Source organism: Sphingomonas bacterium (genome assembly GCF_903643035.1).
Lineage (GTDB): Bacteria > Pseudomonadota > Alphaproteobacteria > Sphingomonadales > Sphingomonadaceae > Sphingomonas.
Genome location: NZ_CAHJWW010000030.1, coordinates 1 through 18,035, shown reverse-complemented (window position 1 = coordinate 18,035; position 18,035 = coordinate 1). Strand labels below are relative to the sequence as shown.

Here is an 18,035-nt window from a genome sequence, read left to right as displayed (position 1 = left end):
TCCAGCAGCAGCATCGGCAGGCCGCTGTCGGGCAGCGTCTGGCCGGCATAGATGCCCGCCGACATCACCGCCGGGGTCGCGGGCTTCACGACCAGCTCCTCGGTATCGAACACCGCGTCGACGCCGAGCGCATAGCTGCCGTCGCGCAGTTCCAGGATGACGATCATCGACCGCGCGGCGCGCCCGATCCCCAGCGCGGCGCCGAGGTCGACGAGCGGCATCCGCCGGTCGCGGACCGTCGCGATGTCTGCGTCGCCCAGCCGCTGGATGCGGGTCGCCTCACTTGCGGTCGTCACGATCTCGCGGATCGACTGGCGCGGAAGCGCGAACCGCTGGCCGCCGATGCCCACGATCACCGCCGGGATGATCGACAGCGTCAGCGGGACGTGGATGCTGACGGTCAGTCCGCGGCCGGGCGCGTTGCCAAGCTCGATGCGGCCGCCGACCTGCTCGACGTTGGCGCGCACCACGTCCATGCCGACGCCGCGACCGGAGATCGCGGTCGCCTCGTCCTTGCTCGACAGGCCGGGATGGAACACCAGCTCCAGCCTCGCCGCCTCCGGCAGCGCGCGGAGCGCCGCGGCGTCCTGTCCGGGTTGCGCCGCCAGCTTGGCGACCAGCCGCCCGGTGTCGATGCCGCGGCCGTCGTCGGCGATATCGATGATGATCTGGTTGCCCGCCTGCCGCGCGGAGATCGAGAGGCGACCGGCCTCCGGCTTGCCGGAGCGCCGCCGCTCGTCGGCGGATTCAAGGCCGTGGTCGATCGCGTTGCGGATGAGATGGACGAGCGGGTCGCGCATCACCTCCACCATCTCGCGGTCGAGCTCGACGTCGGCGCCGTCGATCTCCAGCGACACCGTCTTGCCAAGGCTGGCGGCGGTGTCGCGCACCATGCGGGGCAGCGGCGAGAACAGCGCGTCGATCGGCTGCATACGCGTGCGCGTCACCGTCTCGCGCATCTCGACGACGCTCGCGGACAGTCGCTCCAGCGCCGCCTCCAGTCGCGGATCGGCATCGTCGCGCAGCTTGCGGGCAAGCTCGTTGCGCGCCAGCACCATGTCGGACATGCCGCTCATCATGCGGTCGAGCAGGTCGACGCTCAGCCGCACGCTGCGGTTGACGGCGCGCGGCGGCCCGGCCGAGCCGATCGGCCCGGGCGATCGTCCCGGCCCCGGTGCCGAAACAGGTGCCGAAACAGGTGCCGACAGAGGCGCTGGCAGAGGTGCCGGCAGCGGCCCGCGCGCATCGAGCGCCGCGATCAGCAGGTCGTCGCCGGTATCGTCGAACGTCGCGCCGACATCGATGCCCTCGACGATCTGCCCGATCCGGTCGATGATGGCCAGCACCGCGTCGACCATGGGCGTGTCCGGCCGCCGCTCGCCCGATCGTACCGCCGCGAGTACGTCCTCGGCCATGTGGCTGAGCCGGGCCAGGCGCGGCAGGTCGAGGAAGCCGCAGCTGCCCTTCACCGTGTGGACGAAGCGGAAGATCGCGTCGAGCCGCGCGCGATCGGCCGGATCGGCCTCCCACGCGACGATCTCGCCCGAGATCGCCGCCAGCGTCTCCCGCGTCTCGGTGATGAAGTCCTGAAGCAGCTCGTCCATGCGCCGCCGACCATGGCTGCGCCGGGGTTAATTACGGGTTATGCGGCCGCCGCCACGGGTGCGGGAAAGGCGGCGCCGATCAGCAGCGTGCCGTCCGCCATGTCGATCTGCACCCGCCCGCCCGCCTGGGTGACGACGGCGTGGACCAGATGCGCCGCCGCGGTGCGCGCGGTGATCTCCGCCGCCGCCCCGCCGCCGGTCAGCGCGTCGCGCAACACGGGATCGAGCACCAGTCGCGCCCCCCGGGCCTGAAGGACGATTTCCAGCGCGCCCGTGTCGCCACGCTCCGCGCCGATATCCAGCCGGCCGCCACGCACCAGCGCGTCGCCGGCGATCATGCCGAGGTTCAGCAACACCTTGGCGGCGGGCTTGGGCAGCGTATCCTCCTCGACCAGCCAGCCGAACGCCAGCCGCCGGTTCGCCGCGAGCAGGTCCTCGATCGCGGAACGCGCCTCGCGCGAGTCGACCACGTCGCCAAACCCGCCGGCGGCACCGAACGCCAGGCGAAAGAACTTCAGCTTCGCCGCCGAGGCGCGCGCGCTTTCCGCCAGCAGCTCCATGCACCGCTCGCGCATCGCGGGATCGCGTTCGTCCGCCAGCAGCTCCAGCCCGTTGTTGAGCGCCCCGACCGGCGAGAGCAGGTCGTGGCACAGGCGCGAGCACAGCAGGCTGGCGAACTCGACGGCGCCCGCCGCCATCGCGGGTGCCGCCGGATCGGGCTTGGCCGGATCGGGCTTGGCCGGATCGGGCTTGGCGGGGACTGGCGTGGCGGGAGCGGCGATGGACACCGATCGCTTGTGCCGCTCGGGCAGCGCCGGTGCAAGCCGGAGAGGTGCAAGCCAAGGCGCGTAAGCCGGGGGATGCAAGCTGCCGGTCAGCAGTCGTCGATCGTCAGCGCGACCGGATCGAACCGCCCGCCCACCTCGCCGGTCGGCCCCGCCCGCCACGCGCGCAGCTCGGATGCCGTCGCGATGAGCCACAATGCCCCGTCGGGCGCGGCATCCGCTGCATCGCGGAGCGAGGGCGTCGCTCCACCGGACGGATGCGAGTGCCAGCAGCCGATCACCGCCCGTCCGCCCGCGCGCGCGGCCCGATGCGCGGCGAGGAGGGCGACGGGATCGATCTCGAACCTGCGCGCGGTCTCGGCGGCGACGTTGCGGCACGCGGTCGCGGATGCGATGCGGGCGGGGCCGCCGAACAGCAGTCCGCATACCTCCTCCGCCGGCGACGCCGCCGCCTGGGCCGCCAGCCAGTCGGCCAGATCGCTTGCAATCGCCACCGCGTTCGCCATCTGCGACGTCATGGACCGGGGGGTCTCGATCATACAAGCGACGATCGGCGACGCGGCGGACGGCTTGCGGCTGGATCGCGCGCTCGCGGACGCGGTCCCGACGCTGTCGCGCGAGCGGCTGAAGGCGCTGATCCTCTCGGGCCAGGTGACGCGCGACGGGTTCCCCGTGCGCGATCCCGCCCGCCGCGCCGCCGCCGGGGACAGGTTCGCCATCGCGGTCCCCGCGCCCGAGCCGGCGACCGCCGAGGCGCAGGACATTCCCCTGACGATCGTGTTCGAGGACGAGCATCTGCTGGTGATCGACAAGCAGGCCGGGCTCGTCGTCCATCCCGCTGCGGGCAATCCCGACGGCACGCTCGTCAACGCGCTGCTCCACCATTGCGCCGGGCGGCTCTCCGGCATCGGCGGGGTCGCGCGGCCCGGGATCGTCCACCGGATCGACAAGGACACCTCGGGGCTGATGGTCGCCGCCAAGACCGATCGCGCGCACGAGGGGCTGGCGCGGCAGTTCCACGACCACAGCATCCACCGGCGCTACCTGGCGATCACGTCGGGCATCCCGTCGCCGCCCTCGGGGACGGTGGACGCCCCGCTCGCCCGCTCGCCGCGCGACCGCAAGAAGGTCGCGATCGTGCCCGGCGGCAGGCGCGCGGTGACACACTACAGGCTGCGCGAGCGGCTGGCCGGGGCGGCGCTGGTCGAATGCCGGCTCGAAACCGGCCGCACGCATCAGGTGCGCGTACACATGGGTTCACTGGGACATCCATTGATAGGCGATCCGGTCTATGGCCGGACCCGACCCGCGCATCGCGCGTTGCTGGCGACACTGGGTTTCCACAGACAGGCCTTGCACGCGGCAGGGCTGGGGTTCAGTCATCCGGTGACGGGTGAGGATGTGGCATTCGACAGCGATCTGCCGGCAGACATGCAGGCGCTGTTCACCCATCTTTCGGCATAAGCGCCACACGGTATCGTCCCCCAGGGCGGTTCGCGGCAGGCTAAGGGAGTTTGATCATGGCCAAGAGCAACGTCCCGGCGACGATCCCCGCGCTCGGCAGCGAAGCCGGGCTGAACCGTTACCTGTCCGAGATCCGCAAGTTCCCGCTGCTCCAGCCCGAGCAGGAGTTCATGCTGGCCAAGCGGTTCCAGGAACACGGCGACACCGACGCGGCGGCGCAGCTCGTCACCAGCCATCTGCGCCTCGTCGCCAAGATTGCGATGGGCTATCGCGGCTACGGCCTACCGACGTCCGAGCTCATCAGCGAGGGCAACATCGGCCTGATGCAGGGTGTGAAGAAGTTCGAGCCCGATCGCGGCTTCCGCCTCGCGACCTATGCGATGTGGTGGATCAGGGCATCGATCCAGGAATACATCCTGCGCTCCTGGTCGCTCGTGAAGATGGGCACCACCGCCGCGCAGAAGAAGCTGTTCTTCAACCTGCGGCGCATGAAGTCGAAGCTCGACGCGTTCGAGGACGGCGATCTTTCCCCCGAGAACGTCGCAAAGATCGCGACCGATCTGGGCGTGACGCAGAACGACGTCGTCTCCATGAACCGCCGGATGGCGATGGGCGGCGACACCAGCCTCAACGTCTCGATGAACGAGGACGGCGAGGGCCAGTGGCAGGACTGGTTGCAGGATACCGCGCCGCTGCAGGACCAGACGGTCGCGGAGGCGCAGGAGGCGGACGTGCGGCACGGGATGCTCGTCAACGCCATGGACGACCTTAACGACAGAGAGAAGCACATCCTGACCGAACGCCGCCTGACCGACGATCCCAAGACGCTGGAGGAATTGAGCCAGGTCTATGGCGTCTCGCGCGAGCGGGTTCGCCAGATCGAGGTGCGCGCGTTCGAGAAGCTGCAGAAGGCGATGATGCGGATCGCGGGCGAGAAGCGGCTGCTGACCGCCTGACATGCGGAGCGGTGCTGGACGCGACGCCGTCGTGATCGGCGGCGGCGCGGCCGGGATCGCCGCCGCGCGCGCGTTGCACGACGCCGGCCGCGACGTGCTCCTGCTGGAGGGGAAGGACCGGCTCGGCGGGCGAGCCCATTCGATGCGGCTGGGACTGTCCGGCGCCGGTGCCGACGCGTCGGGAGTGCCGGGTCAAGTCACCGTCGATTGCGGGTGCGGATGGCTCCACTCCGCCCGCCGTAACCCCTGGACCGCGCTTGCCGGAGCCTATGGCCTGACCGTCGATCGCACGCCGACCGGATGGCGCGAGCAATGGCGCGACCTGGGCTTTTCGCCTGACGAGCGCGAGGCGTTTGGTGCGGCATGGGAGGCGATGGAGGCGCAGGCTCACGGGTTGCTGGCCGGCGTCGACCGTCCGCTTGCGGATGCCGTCGCGCCGGGTCCGTGGCGCCTGCTGATCGATGCGATATCCGGCTATGCCAACGGCGCGCAGCTCGCCAACGTCTCGCTGCACGACTGGGCGGCGTATGAGGACGCGGCGACCGACGACAACTGGGCGGTGCGCGAGGGCTATGGCACGCTCGTCGCCCGTCATGCGGAAGGGGTGTCGGTACGGCTCGGCACCCGCGTCCTGCGGATCGACCATCGCGGACGCACGATCCGGGTCGAGACCGACGCGGGTACGATCGAGACCGGCGCCGTCGTCGTCGCCCTGCCCACCACGGTCCTGGCGCGGGGCGATGTGGCGTTCGATCCGCCGCTCCGGGACAAGCAGGCGGCGGCCGAGGCGCTGCCGCTGGGGCTGGCCGACAAGATCTTCCTGGTCATCGACGGCCCCGCCTTCCCGGCCAACGCCCATCTGATCGGCGACCCGCACAGCGCCTGTACCGCAAGCTACCGCCTCGCGCCCTTCGGACAGCCGCTGGTCGAGGTGTTCGTCGGCGGCGACTGCGCAGAGATGCTGGAGCGGGAGAGCGACGCGGGCGCCGCCGATTTCGCGATCGGCGAACTGCTGCGGCTGCTCGGCCGCGACTGGCGCTTCACTCCCCTCGCCAGGACCCGCTGGCGGCACGACCCGCTGATCGGCGGCAGCTATAGCCACGCGCGCGTCGGCATGGCAGGCCAGCGCGCGGTGCTCGCCGAGCCGATCGACGGACGGCTGTTCTTCGCAGGCGAGGCCTGCTCCGCGACCGACTTCTCCACCGCGCACGGCGCATACGAGACCGGCGTCGCCGCCGCTCACGCGCTGTTGGCCACGATCGCCGTTCCGGGCTAGGGTCACCCGATGATCGGCCGGCTGCTCCGCCCAGTCCTGAAGCTCGTCCTGGGCTTCGTCATCGTCAGCGTCGCCTGGGTCGTCGTCTATCGCTTCGTGCCGCCGCCCTACACGTTCACGATGCTGGGCGACCGGTTGGCGGGGCACCGGATCGCCAGCGACTGGGCGCCGCTCGACCGGATCGATCCCGACATGGCGCGCGCGGCGATCGCGGGGGAGGATGCGCGCTTCTGCCTGCACCGCGGCTTCGACGTGCAGGCGATCGAGCGGGCGGCGCAGCGCAACGCGAGTGGCGGGCGCATCCGCGGCGGCTCCACGATCAGCCAGCAGACCGCGAAGAACGCGTTCCTGTTCCAGGGCGGCGGCTGGGTCCGCAAGGGGCTGGAGGCCTGGTTCACCGTCCTGATCGAGGCGATCTGGGGCAAGCGGCGGATCATGGAGGTGTATCTGAACCTCGCCGAGACGGGCATCGGCACCTATGGCGTGCAGGCGGCGTCCGAACGCTATTTCCACCACGGCGCCGGCCGGCTGTCGGCTACGGAGGCAGCGCGGATCGCGGCGATCCTGCCGCTGCCCAAGAAACGTGCCGCCGTCGATCCGCACGGCTTCGTGCGGCGCCACGGCAACGTGCTGGCGCGCTATGTCGGGGTGGTGCGGGCGAGCGGCCTCGACCGCTGCCTGCGATCCTGACCGGACGATCGGCGGTGCGCTTAACAGCGCGTCCGACGGGCACCGCGGGACATCAGTCCCCTTCGACGTCCTGATCGGCATCGTTGCGGACATAGCCGCGATCGTCCAGCACGAAACGGCCGGTCCCGATCGCGGCGTGATCGATGGCGACGATCCGCCATGCCGGCACCCACGCCGCGGTTGCGATCAGGAGCGGCAACCGGTCGCGTGCGTCCCAGCAGATGTGGGCGCCGCCGCCCGGCTGGTCGAGGTCGTACCAGCGGCACGGCGCCGGCGTGGCCGGCAGCGTCGCGGGCACGGCACTCGCGGTCGGGGTCAGCCGGTAGTTCCCATGCGGGTGGCGAAGCCCATGGCCGAGGTCGAACCAGTCCGTGAAGGAGCCCATCCGGTATAGGTTGTCGCGCGAGATGCGCGTGCTGGTGCGTCGGTTGCGGTCGAGCACCACAAGGTCGTATCCGGCGTCCCGGGTGTGCGTCGCCAGTGTCGTGATGCGCGCATCCGTCGTGCGCAGGATGCGCCGTTCATGGTCACGCCACAACTCCATCCGGTGCGGCGACCCCCCGGCGGCGAACAGGACGACGGCATGGAGGAACGGCGGCTCGCCAGCGGCGGTGAAGACCGTGTCGAAGCTGGTCGTCGGTGCCGCGCCGATCATGCCGGCGGCGGCGCAGACCACCGCCGCCGCCGCACCGATCCTATTGCCGCAGGGCACGGGCATGGTCGAAATAGCGATACGTCTTCCCGTCGATCGTCAGGTCCTTGACCTGAAGCGCGACCTGATAGCTGCCGGCGGTCCGGCGCGTGTCCTTGGTGCCGCCGGTCGGATCGGTCGGCAGCTCGAACGCGAGCCCGGTGGCGGTGCTGGACGAGACGGTGGAGGCGGCGACCGTCGGCGCCGAACCGCTCGCGGGCGTCACCAGCGCCTCGTTGAGGATGCGCCCGTCGGCGGCCGGCATCGCGAGGCGCAGGAGATACGCGACGGTCGGCGCCACGTCGACGTTGCCGGTCGGCGTCGTGTTGCTCAGCGCCTTGCGGAACGACGGGCCGGCGGCGATCAGCGTGTTGTGGACGTCGGTGCTGCCGAAGCTGCCGTGCATCCCGCGCTGGCCGCCCGTGCTCTCGAACTCGATGCCGGACTTGCCCTGGATGCTGACGGTGTCGTCGGAGGCGAAGGACACCACGACGTCCGGCTGGCCGTTGTTCTGACGGCTCGCGTTCTCCAGGTTGACGTTCGCCATCGTCAGCGTGCCGGGAACCGCGCCATAGCGGCTGTCGACGAAGATCGCCCCATATTCCTCGCGTTGCTGAAGGAACTTCACCAGCGCCGCGACCGTCGCGGCATCGTGGCCGGGAACGTAGAAGTAATCGGAGCCGCCGTTGGCCGCGACGACGATCCCGTTGGCGGGCAGGCTGCCGGGCGCGGGCACCTTGAAGCTCGCCACCGGCTTGGCGAGCGCCGCGCTCACCGCCTGGTATTTGGTGTTGGCCGCGCCGCATAGCGCGCCGCTCGTGTCGGACCGGACCGGTACCGTCGGGACGTTGGAGACCCCCAGGCCGTACATCGCGCTCGTCGAACAGCCGTTGCCGTCATACGCGCTGAAGCCGCGATAGGTCAGCAGGTCGGCGGATCGGACGTCACCGGAGAAGGAGAAGCCGACCGGCGTCGGGACGCCGATGGCCGCCGCGTCCGTCCCGCTGGTGGCGCCGTTGACGAGCGTGCCGTTGGGAGCGGTCGGCGACGGCATGATCGCCCGGAGCGGATAGAGGTCCACCGGGCCAGAGACGCTGGAATGCGCGTGGTCGGACACCACGACGATGTTGGTCGTCGCGTCCAGCCCCTGCGCCTTCAGTCCCGCCATCAGCTCGCCCAGCCGCGCGTCCTGCGAGCGCAGCCCGGCGCGCGCATTAGCGGTGCCCGGCCCATAGCCGTGCTCCACGTTGTCGGGCGTGCGGAACCAGATGAGGGAGAGCATCGGGTTCTTCTTGGGCAGGATGTAGTTCACGAAGGTCGACAGCATGTACTTGTTGGCCGCGTCCTCGGGCGCCCCCTGCGTCGTATCCTGCGAGTCGCGCGCCGCGACCGTCAGCTGCCCGTTGGGATCGTAGGCGTTCGTGTTGAAGGTGACATAGCCCGCGCGGGCGGTCGGCGACCCGTTGGTGGATGCCAGCGTCACCGCCTGAGCGCCGGAATAGTTGTAGACGGTGTTGGCGGGCAGCGAATAGCCCGCAGCCTGCAGTTCGGTCGCGAGACTGCGCGGCTGTACCGTGTTCTCGTCGATGAAGCTGCCGCCCTGGCCCAGGTCCTGGATGAAGGCGGCGCCGCTCTTGCCCACGGTCGCGGTGGCGATGCCGGCCGCCTGCGCCGTCGCGAACAGGCTCTTCACGAGCAGAAGCTGGCCGCCGTAATAGGTGTTGAGCGTGGAGAGGACGGCATAATCCTCGGTGAAGACGGGATCGACATAGTCCTGCGACGTGCCGGCGGCGGAGTTGCCGACCGGGATCGCGTTCGACGCGCCCTGCGGCGGCGTCCAGAAGGTGTTGCCGTAGAAACCGCTGGTCCTGGGGAACGAGCCGGTCGCGAAGGACGAGCCGTTCATCATCGTGAAGGTCGGATAGGTCGAGTGGTTGTCGGAGAAGTTCACGCCGGCCTGCTGGAGCGCGTACAGGTTGGGCGTGTCCACCTGGCTGACGTCGTCGGGGCGCAGGCCGTCCCACACCATCACGATCGTGCGGGTCGCCGCCAGCGGCGTGGCGGTCGCGGTGGGCGTCGGCGTCGGACTTGGGGTAGCGGCGACGCCATCGCCACAGCCCGAGAGCGCGAACGAGGTCGCGAGCAGGGCCGAAGCCATCAGGCCGGCGGGCAAGTTGCGCATCATATCCTCCCGTTCGCGCCCCGCGTTCCCCTGGAGCACGGGTTTGATAGGCGCGGCGTGTGACGGAGCTGCGAAGCGACGATGACAGATCGGTGACAATGCCCGTGCCGGTCCCCGGCGAGACCTGGACCGGTCATTCAGCCAAGCCCGGCGACGTGCACGCCCGCCAGCAGAAGCGCATACAACAGCCCGGCGAGCACCATCGCCGCGGGCAGCGTCATGACCCAGGCGAGCGCGATGTTGCGCACCGTCGCCCCCTGCAATCCTGCGCCGTCCGCCGTCATCGTGCCCGCGACGCCGCTGGACAGGATGTGCGTGGTGGAGACCGGCATCCCCTTCACCTGCGCGAGCAGGATGGTGGCGGCGGCGACCAGCTCGGCGGACGCTCCCATTCCATAGGTTAGGTGCTGCTTGCCGATCTTCTCCCCCACCGTCACCACGATCCGGCGCCAGCCGATCATCGTGCCGAGCCCCAGTGCGAGCGCGACCGTGACCTTGACCCAGGTCGGGATATAGCGCGTGCCTCGTTCCAGCAGGTCCTGATAGGCGACTACCGCGCGCGCGCCGCCGTTCGGGAACAGGCCGTCGGCGCGGGCCGTGTCCTTCGTCAACAACCGCGAGGCGTCCAGCGTCAGGTACATCTCGTTGCGCAGGTTGGGCGTGGCGGCGGCCGGCACGCGTCGGATCGAGCCATATTCCTTCAGGTCCGCGCTGATGACCTCCGCCTCGGCCGCCAGGGCGGCGTGGACGCGCGGATGGTCTGCGTCGCGGCTGCGGATCGCCTGCCGCAGGATCGTGGCCGCGGCGACAGGAGCGACCCGCACGTCCCCCGCCCGCGCCAGGAACGTCGCCTTCGCCCGCGCCGCCGTCGCCACGAACGCGGACGTCGAACTGTCGGGCATCGTGCGGTTGAGCGCATAGGCGGTCGGGGCGACGCCGATCAGGATCAGCATGATGAGCCCCATGCCTTTCTGCCCGTCGTTGCCGCCATGCGCGAACGACACTGCCGTGCAGGTTAGGATCAGCAGCGCACGGATGCCGCGCGGCGGCGGCGCGTCACCCTTTGGCTGTTCATAGAGTGTCCGGTCGCGCACCAGCCGCTTCATGGCGAAAAGCAGCCCGCCCGCGCCGAGGAACCCGATCGCCGGGCTGACGAGCAGCGCCAGCAGCACGTCCTTCGCCTGTCCCCAGTCGACCCCGGCGGCGCCGCCGACTCCCTTGGCCAGCAGCTGGTTGGCGAGCCCGACGCCGAGCACCGATCCGATCAGCGCGTGGCTCGACGAATTGGGCAGCCCCAGCCACCAGGTGCCGAGGTTCCAGATCAGCGCCGCGATCAGCAGCGCGAAGATCATGGCATAGCCTGCTGCCGATCCGACGCCCATGACCAGATCGGCCGGCAGCAGCGTAATGATCGAATAGGCGACCGCTCCCGACGAGGCGACGACGCCCACGAAGTTCCACCCGCCCGACCAGAGCACCGCCGGCACAGGTCGCAGTGAATGGGTGTATATCACCGTCGCGACCGCGTTGGCGGTGTCATGGAAGCCGTTCACGAACTCGAAGGCCAGCGCCACCACGAGCGCGAGGCCGAGAAACAGGAACGCGCCGGTCGCCAGCGGCTCGCCCGCGTCGCGCGTGTCGAAGACGATGTTGACGGCCGCAAAGCCGAGCCCCGCCAGCAGGACGAGCAGGAAACCCGTGGCAGCGGCCGGGTGGACGCGATGTTCTGCAAGCCGGCCAAGTGGAGGGGCGGACTGCGATGCGACGGAAGCCATCATGTGTCTCCACGGCGGACTGGTGAACCGTTCCGGTGCCGACAACAGAAGCGGGCGACGTTTCCCTAGCCGCTCGGCGCCTGACCGTCGACATACATATCCCGGTCGACCTCCCATCGGGGGCTCGGAGGGGCTCGGGCTCGGGCTCGGCGGGCGCCAGCTGGATCGGAAGCCGGAAGGCTGGCGGAGAGGGTGTCCGTCTAACCCGTGACCATCATGACTCGCCAGCGTTCACAAAATCCCCAGAAAACCGCCGTCCTTACCCGGTAACTTCGCGCCCCCCACCTTTCCCGTTCGCCTATGACCGCTATGTCGTGTGGGGATTGTTGTGGGGTCGGAGGTGAAAATGGGAAAACTTACAGTCATGGCCGTGAAAGCGTTGAGCACGCCCGGACGGCACGCGGATGGGGACGGGCTGTATCTCGTCATCAAGGCAGGTGGCACGCGTTCATGGGTGCTGCTCCACCAACTGAACGGGCGACGTCGCGAGTTCGGATTAGGACCGGCAAAGTCCATTAGCCTCGCAGAAGCCCGCCAGAGGGCCGTAGAGACGCGAAAGCAGGTTCCGGCAGGGGTGGACCCCGTGGAGGCCAAAAGAGCCTCACGAAGAATCCTAGCCGCCATGCCGACTTTCCGCGAGGCGGCACTAGCCGTTCACAGGGAACGCGAACGCCACTGGAAGAACCCGAAACACCGGGCACAATGGCTGTCGTCGCTAGAGACCTATGCGTTCCCTACGATCGGCGCGCTTCCGATCGACAAGGTGGCTGGGCCAGCAATCCGTGATCTGCTCGCGCCAATCTGGAATGACAGGCAAGAAACGGCCCGCCGTGTATTGCAACGGGTCAAGACCGTACTCGATTGGGCGCACGCTAAGGGCCACCGTCAGGAGGAAGCGCCGCTGCGATCGGTTAAAACGGGGCTTGCGAAGCAGACCAAGCGATCCGGCAACTTCGCCGCGTTGCCCTACAAGCAGGTGGCGGGCTTGACGGCCAAACTGGCCGGGAACGACACGGCCGGACGACTGGCGTTGCGGTTCGTCATTCTGACGGCGGCGCGATCTGGCGAGGTGCGCGGAGCGACTTGGGGTGAGATCGACCTAGTGAATGCGATTTGGACGATCCCTGCGGGCCGGATGAAAGCCCAGAAGGAACACGTCGTGCCGCTGTCAGGCGCCTCTCTTGCCGTCCTTCGAACCGCAGAACGGATACGAAAGGGCATCGCTGGCGAACCGATCTTCCCTGGCCTGAAAGGCAAGCCGCTCAGCGACATGACGATGCTCAAGACGCTGCGAACCGCTGTAGGAGGGGCTTCGACAGTTCACGGCCTTCGATCAAGCTTCCGCGTGTGGGCCGCAGAGGCGACCGCGTTCCCTAGCGAGGCGGCAGAGGCCGCGCTGGCCCACGTAATCCCTAGCAAAAATGTTAAAGCGTATCTCCGATCAAACTATCTTGATATCCGCCGGACGATGATGACCGATTGGGCGATATTCGTCGGTGCCCCGACGTGATGGAGACAAGCACCCTCTCTTAAGGGCTTTCGGTTTTCTGCTTTTTACCGGGTACTTTCTGAATATTCTATATATAAATCATTGATGTGATTTTATAGAATATCAAAAAAAAAAATTAGAATAAGAGGAAAGTACCCGGTTAAAAGGGGAAAACGGAAACGTGTAATAGCCAAGCCCCCACTACTAATCGCAAAGGTACCCGGTCAAAGCCAAAAAACGAGCTAGCGATGACGCTTCTTGGCTCTAGATGACGCCTCGGAGGTAAATGCTATGAACAACTTCACGAACCAGCAGCGCGCGACTTCGACCGGTGGCAGAACGGAAAATCGCCTTGAGCGCCTTGCCTACAGCGTACCGGAGGCGTCCGCCGCAATTGGCATCGGCAAGACCAAGCTGTATGCGCTCATCACGGGTGGCGTGCTCCCGTCCACGCTCATCGGCAAACGCCGCCTCATTCGTGCGGCAGATCTTGAAGCCCTCATTTCTGGGCGACTTGAGCGGGCGGCGTGACCGCCGCCTAGACTACGTTTTCGACGCTACAGATTCATAGATTAATAATCACGAACCCTTACCTACAGCGCGGCTTCGACCTGATCGAAGTTTACTAGCCGGACACATAGGGAATCGGCGAGCTGGCGGGCGCTGCGTGAGAAGGGTGCGTCGCTCACGACCCAAGCCTCATCTGCCTCGTAAAACTTGCACCCAGCATGGGCCTCTTGCACCGCGCCGTTACCGACAGTTGACGCTGACCGCTTACATTGAACGACGATCGTGCGGCAATCGTACCTCACAAGCAAATCCGCGCCTTGATCTCCCGTGACAGGCGTAAATTGGACGACTGCCCCCGCAGTGACAAGCTTTTCACCAACTAAACGCTCGAAGTCTACACCGGACATTTCAGGGCTGTAGCACAGTCCAATGGGAACAGATGGGTCATTGGCTTCAAGCAAGCATATTCTGACAAGTGACGTCATCATCAATACAGCGTCATCGCCGTGATGATTGAGAAGTGGACGCCGTATATCTTCTGGCACTACCTTATTGACGAAATATTCTAGCTCTTTGATGAACGCAGTCAAATCAGCTCTGCCGTAATCGTCCGTAAATGTTAACTGACGTTGTTTAATGAGCAATGTATCGATGTGTCTTGCGGTGAATAGCTGCAGTAGCTCCTCAGCCTCCGCCGCTTCGAGAGAGCTTGCGGCATACTGATCTTGCCAAGCCGACCAGTCGGCGTTTTTCCGTTCTGTGCGTTCAAGTTCCGCTTGAGCGGCGTCTGCCTCAAGATAAGCCGCCTCAATCTCGACGGCTATTTGTCGCGATCGCAATCGCGCGTTTTCAGCCGCCTTCTTCCGCTCCGCGTGCCAGAAGCCAAGCGCCAACAGCACAACAACAATGATAAGAGCTTGCACCCGACGCGCTCCACTATTCTGGAAGCGCCGACCGGTCAGAACCGGCCGTTGGAACCCCTGCTAAGGACAAGGCGATGCCGCTTTTGGGCTTGCACCTTGGACATGACGGCATCCAGCCGGCCAATGAGATTGACCGGGCCTTGAGCCATGAGGGTTCCACGCCTCACACGCGGGACAGACCACATGCGGGGAGTTGGATGCCAGAGGAGAGCCGTCGCCGCAACGGGCCACGCTATGCCGGCTTCGTGATATGGCCGACCATCGACACCCGCCGCGCTTCGGCTGTCAAAAACCGCTAAAAATATCGTGCAATCGCGGGCAGATGATTGCATTCGCCACACGTCGCGGACCTGAAAAACGCGTGTTACCCTTCCGCAAGGGAAAGACGCGAAACGGCTGTAGGAACGAATGAGGGGAAGACTGCGAGAAACGCAAAAATGATTAGCGGTTTCAATCGCTTATCACAAGCAAGTGGCGGAGAGGGTGGGATTCGAACCCACGGTACCCGCGAGGGCACAACGGTTTTCGAGACCGTCCCGATCGACCACTCTGGCACCTCTCCGCAAGGCGTACCGATCCGGCAATCCGCGATGCCGGGTCGGTTTTCAGTCGAGGGCGGGCGCATAGACGAACCGGCCTCACCACACAAGCCGGGCACGCATGCTCGCGGCGCTTGTGCGAAACGGGCCGTCCATTAGATAGGTTCGATGGTTCCTCGCGTCGCCCTTCCCACCGCCGCCGCTCCGGTGGCACCTGCCGTTTCACACGCCGATTTCGCGATCGGCGACATCGTCCGGCATCGCATGCTCGATTTCCGAGGCGTGATCTTCGATATCGATCCGGTCTTCGCCAACTCGCAGGAATGGTACGACGCGATTCCGGAAGACCTGCGCCCGCGCAAGGACCAGCCCTTCTACCACCTGCTCGCGGAGAATGCGGAGGCGAGCTATATCGCCTATGTCAGTCAGCAGAACCTGCTTGCCGACGACAGCGACGAGCCGGTGGAGCATCCTGCCATATCGGGGCTGTTCACCGGCTTTTCGGACGGGCGTTACGAACTGCGCCGCGAACATCGCCACTGACGACCGCTACCGGGCCGCGCGACGCGCGGCCCAGGCGGGATTTTGTCAGAACTTGAAGGCGAGCCGGCCGTAATAATAGCCGCCGTTGATCCCGTAGGGTGAGATACCCAGCGGCGCGTCGTATACGTTGCCGCCGCTCGATACGATCGGCTGGTTCACGTTCACAACGCCGTTGGGTCCGACATTCGGGAGCAGTACGTAAGCCGGCGGCTTCTTGTTGGTCAGGTTGTTCGCACCGAACGAGAAGGTCAAGGCCTTGGTAATCTTCACGCCCAGCTCGATATCGGTGATTGCCGCGAAGCCGACCCTGTTTAAGGTATAGTTGCCGCCGTCCGGACTGTATTGCGCCGAGGTCGACCCATAGAAGTTCTCGCGGACGAGGATCGAGATCGCGTTGTACGTGTAGAAGCCCTGCGTCGTGACCTTCACCCTCGGCGAGCCGGTGATGAGAAGGCTCTGCGACGTCTTGTCGAACAGGGTGGCACCCGGCAGCCCGGTCGGCGCGGCGTTGATCCTGGTCAGGATCGTCTTGTTGTAGTTGGCCGACAGGCTCAGCGTCAGGTCGCCCAGGTCGTTCAGGCCGACGTCGTAGCTGGCGGTGGCGTCGATGCCGCGCGTGCGCGTGTCGCCGCCGTTCGTGAAGACGCTGATGCCCGTCTGCACGACGGTCGGGTCCAGGATGTTGCCATTGGCGACGATCGCCTGCGTCACCAGCGGATAGTTGGTCGCGCCGCCCGTGTTGAAGAACGTGCCGGTGCCCAGGATGCGATCGGTGATCTTTGTCTGGTAGGCGTCGATCGTGATCGCCAGCTTGGGCAGCGGCCGGAAGACGCCGCCGAAGCTGAAGCCGAACGACTTCTCCGGCCTCAGGTTCTGGAAGCCCAGCACCTTCGCCGCCGCCGAGTTGGCGGGAAGCTGGACGGTCGCCGAAGTCGGCGAGACGTTGGTCGCCGAATAGAACTCCTCCGCCAGGGTCGGCGCCCGGAAGCCGGAGTCGACCGTGCCGCGGATCGCGAACGTGGGCGCGATGTCGTAACGTGCGGTCCCCTTTCCGATCACCCGGCTGCCGAAATCCGAATAATGTTCGTATCGCCCGGCGAGGTCGACTTTCAGCTTGTCCATGACGGTCGTCGCGAGATCGATATAGCCCGCCGCATTGTCGCGCCTGTGGCTGCCCGCGTCGGTCGGGCGGAAGCCGGGATAGGACTGGCCGCCTTCGAGGTAGATCGAACCCGCGTCGCCCGAGCCGATCTGGTAGGTGTTGCGGCGGTACTCGGCACCGAATGCCACGTTGAGCATCGAGCCGGTGCCGATATCGAACGGTTTGGAGAAGTCCGCGTTGGCGGTGAACTCGCTCGCCTGGAAGAAGCCGTCGTAGAAATTGCGCGGGCTTGCATGGGTGTTGACGAACAGCGAACGGTTTACCGAGTCGACCGTCTCGATCACGTTCTTGTCGCGGCCGTAGGTGGCGCTGAGATCGTAACCGAACCCGCCCAGGTCGCCCTTGGCGCCACCGGTAAAGGCGAAGTCGCTCTCTTTGATTTTCTCGCGCGGGTTGAAGCCCTGCGGGAACGGGATCAGCTCGCCCGGCGTGGTGAGCGTGCCCGCGACGCCGAGCACCGGCGAGGCGATCACCCGGTCGGGCACGCGAAGGTTCTCGAATGCGCTGGCGACGCGGCGGCTGTACGAGCCAAAGCTGTAGACCTTGAAGCCGCCGAAATCATAGCCGGTGTTGTACTGACCGGTGACGAGGTAGGATTGCGCGTTGCCATTGATCCGGTTGGCGAACTTGCCGCCAGTGATCTGCTTGTTGCCCTCGAAGCCCGGGATGGTGGCGTACAGCGAGCGCTGCGCCGCCGACAAGCTGGGCTGGAGAGCGCCGTCGGGCGTCGACACGCGCCGGTCGACGCCGCCGACCTGCGTGAAGTCGTTGTACCGGTAGAATCCGGTCGCATCGAAATAGCCCGCCGCTCCGATCTTGGTCCCGACGTGCAGCGTGCCGGCATAAGTCTCGCCGCCAGTGTCATAGTATTCGCCGGCGGTGGCGTTGCCGTCGATGCCGCTCGTGCTGTCCTTCAGGATGATGTTGATGACGCCCGCGATCGCGTCCGACCCGTATTGCGCGGCGGCGCCGTCCTCCAGCACCTCAATCCGCTGGATCGACTCGGGCGCGATCAGGTCGAGGTCGGGGGCGGCCGATCCCTGGTACGGCCCGGCCAGCACATGGAGGTTGGCGGTGCCGTGCCGGCGCTTGCCGTTGACCAGGACCAGCGTCTGGTTGGGGCTCAGCCCGCGCAGACGCGCCGACAGCGTCAGGTTGGCGGTGTCACCGCCGAACGATTCGGCCGTGAACGAGGGCACCAGCTGCGCGAGCTGCTGGTTGAGGTTGGGCTGGCCGACATGGCTCAGCGTCTCGGCGTTGAGCACCTTGATCGGCGTCGCGCTCTCGGCCGCGGTGATGCCGCCCGCGCGCGTGCCGGTGACGATGATGTCGTTGTCGGTCGTGCCCGTCGTCGACGCCTGGCCTTCGCCGGTGCCGTCGCCCGATCCCACGCGCGTTCCGGTGCCGCCGGGCGGCACTTCCTGCGGCGCGGCCGCGAGCGCGCCG

At 67.0% G+C, this 18,035-nt stretch carries 15 protein-coding genes, 1 tRNA gene and 1 pseudogene; 8 read left to right on the top strand and 9 right to left on the bottom strand.

Features of this window, described 5'->3' with window-relative positions:
• The 3 genes from HUV01_RS03590 to HUV01_RS03580 all read right to left on the bottom strand — a co-directional run.
• Positions 1-1,604, bottom strand: a 1,604-nt coding sequence (locus tag HUV01_RS03590; RefSeq protein WP_174296944.1) for a chemotaxis protein CheA, incomplete at its 3' end; no start/stop codon positions are given.
• Between the two features lie 38 nt (positions 1,605-1,642).
• Positions 1,643-2,302: a histidine phosphotransferase family protein gene (locus tag HUV01_RS03585; protein ID WP_174296947.1), complete on the bottom strand. Its 660-nt coding sequence runs from the start codon at positions 2,300-2,302 to the stop codon at positions 1,643-1,645.
• 176 nt (positions 2,303-2,478) lie between these two features.
• The gene (locus HUV01_RS03580) at positions 2,479-2,907 is read right to left on the bottom strand and encodes a Mov34/MPN/PAD-1 family protein (protein ID WP_254606349.1); all 429 of its coding nucleotides are present in this window, start codon (positions 2,905-2,907) and stop codon (positions 2,479-2,481) included.
• Here HUV01_RS03580 and HUV01_RS03575 point away from each other — a divergent pair.
• Genes HUV01_RS03575 through mtgA form a run of 4 tightly spaced genes read left to right on the top strand, consistent with a single transcriptional unit; the run spans position 2,906 to position 6,775 of the window.
• Positions 2,906-3,853 carry an RluA family pseudouridine synthase gene (locus HUV01_RS03575; protein ID WP_174296943.1) on the top strand — a complete coding sequence of 316 codons (948 nt, stop codon included), beginning with the start codon at positions 2,906-2,908 and terminating at the stop codon, positions 3,851-3,853. The two genes, HUV01_RS03580 and HUV01_RS03575, sit on opposite strands and share 2 nt — an antisense overlap.
• Positions 3,854-3,906: 53 nt before the next feature.
• Entirely contained in the window at positions 3,907-4,809 is a 903-nt protein-coding gene (rpoH, locus tag HUV01_RS03570) for an RNA polymerase sigma factor RpoH (RefSeq protein ID WP_174296945.1), read from the top strand.
• Between the two features lies 1 nt (position 4,810).
• Positions 4,811-6,085, top strand: coding sequence for a flavin monoamine oxidase family protein (locus tag HUV01_RS03565; RefSeq protein WP_174296942.1), 1,275 nt, complete (start codon positions 4,811-4,813; stop codon positions 6,083-6,085).
• A gap of 9 nt (positions 6,086-6,094) precedes the next feature.
• The gene (mtgA, locus tag HUV01_RS03560; RefSeq protein ID WP_174296941.1) at positions 6,095-6,775 is read left to right on the top strand and encodes a monofunctional biosynthetic peptidoglycan transglycosylase; all 681 of its coding nucleotides are present in this window, start codon (positions 6,095-6,097) and stop codon (positions 6,773-6,775) included.
• Positions 6,776-6,827: 52 nt separating this feature from the next.
• On the opposite strand, the gene HUV01_RS03555 is transcribed toward mtgA, so the two are convergent.
• From HUV01_RS03555 to HUV01_RS03545, 3 genes are all read right to left on the bottom strand, one after another.
• On the bottom strand, positions 6,828-7,493 hold the full coding sequence (locus HUV01_RS03555; RefSeq protein WP_174296940.1) for a hypothetical protein: 666 nt from the start codon (positions 7,491-7,493) through the stop codon (positions 6,828-6,830).
• Positions 7,471-9,648: an alkaline phosphatase family protein gene (locus tag HUV01_RS03550; protein ID WP_174296939.1), complete on the bottom strand. Its 2,178-nt coding sequence runs from the start codon at positions 9,646-9,648 to the stop codon at positions 7,471-7,473. The genes HUV01_RS03555 and HUV01_RS03550 overlap by 23 nt, the downstream gene beginning before the upstream one ends.
• A 137-nt stretch (positions 9,649-9,785) precedes the next feature.
• On the bottom strand, positions 9,786-11,423 hold the full coding sequence (locus HUV01_RS03545; protein ID WP_217430894.1) for an inorganic phosphate transporter: 1,638 nt from the start codon (positions 11,421-11,423) through the stop codon (positions 9,786-9,788).
• A gap of 346 nt (positions 11,424-11,769) precedes the next feature.
• Between HUV01_RS03545 and HUV01_RS15070 the strand changes: the two are divergent.
• The 3 genes and pseudogenes from HUV01_RS15070 to HUV01_RS03535 form a co-directional block, all read left to right on the top strand.
• A pseudogene (locus HUV01_RS15070) lies at positions 11,770-12,012 on the top strand (Arm DNA-binding domain-containing protein); the annotation flags it as partial.
• 33 nt (positions 12,013-12,045) lie between these two features.
• Positions 12,046-12,933, top strand: a complete 888-nt coding sequence (locus tag HUV01_RS03540) for a tyrosine-type recombinase/integrase (protein WP_254606350.1) — start codon at positions 12,046-12,048, stop codon at positions 12,931-12,933.
• A 270-nt stretch (positions 12,934-13,203) separates the two neighbouring features.
• On the top strand, positions 13,204-13,443 hold the full coding sequence (locus HUV01_RS03535) for a helix-turn-helix domain-containing protein (RefSeq protein WP_174296936.1): 240 nt from the start codon (positions 13,204-13,206) through the stop codon (positions 13,441-13,443).
• Positions 13,444-13,505: 62 nt separating this feature from the next.
• Here HUV01_RS03535 and HUV01_RS03530 read toward each other — a convergent pair whose 3' ends face one another.
• On the bottom strand, positions 13,506-14,345 hold the full coding sequence (locus HUV01_RS03530) for a restriction endonuclease (RefSeq protein WP_174296935.1): 840 nt from the start codon (positions 14,343-14,345) through the stop codon (positions 13,506-13,508).
• A 472-nt stretch (positions 14,346-14,817) separates the two neighbouring features.
• Positions 14,818-14,907: transfer RNA gene (locus tag HUV01_RS03525), tRNA-Ser, on the bottom strand.
• 145 nt (positions 14,908-15,052) lie between these two features.
• Here HUV01_RS03525 and hspQ point away from each other — a divergent pair.
• On the top strand, positions 15,053-15,427 hold the full coding sequence (gene hspQ / locus HUV01_RS03520) for a heat shock protein HspQ (protein ID WP_174296934.1): 375 nt from the start codon (positions 15,053-15,055) through the stop codon (positions 15,425-15,427).
• A gap of 45 nt (positions 15,428-15,472) precedes the next feature.
• Here the strand turns inward: hspQ and HUV01_RS03515 are convergent.
• On the bottom strand, positions 15,473-18,035 hold a 2,563-nt coding region (locus tag HUV01_RS03515), incomplete at its 5' end, for a TonB-dependent receptor plug domain-containing protein (RefSeq protein WP_174296933.1).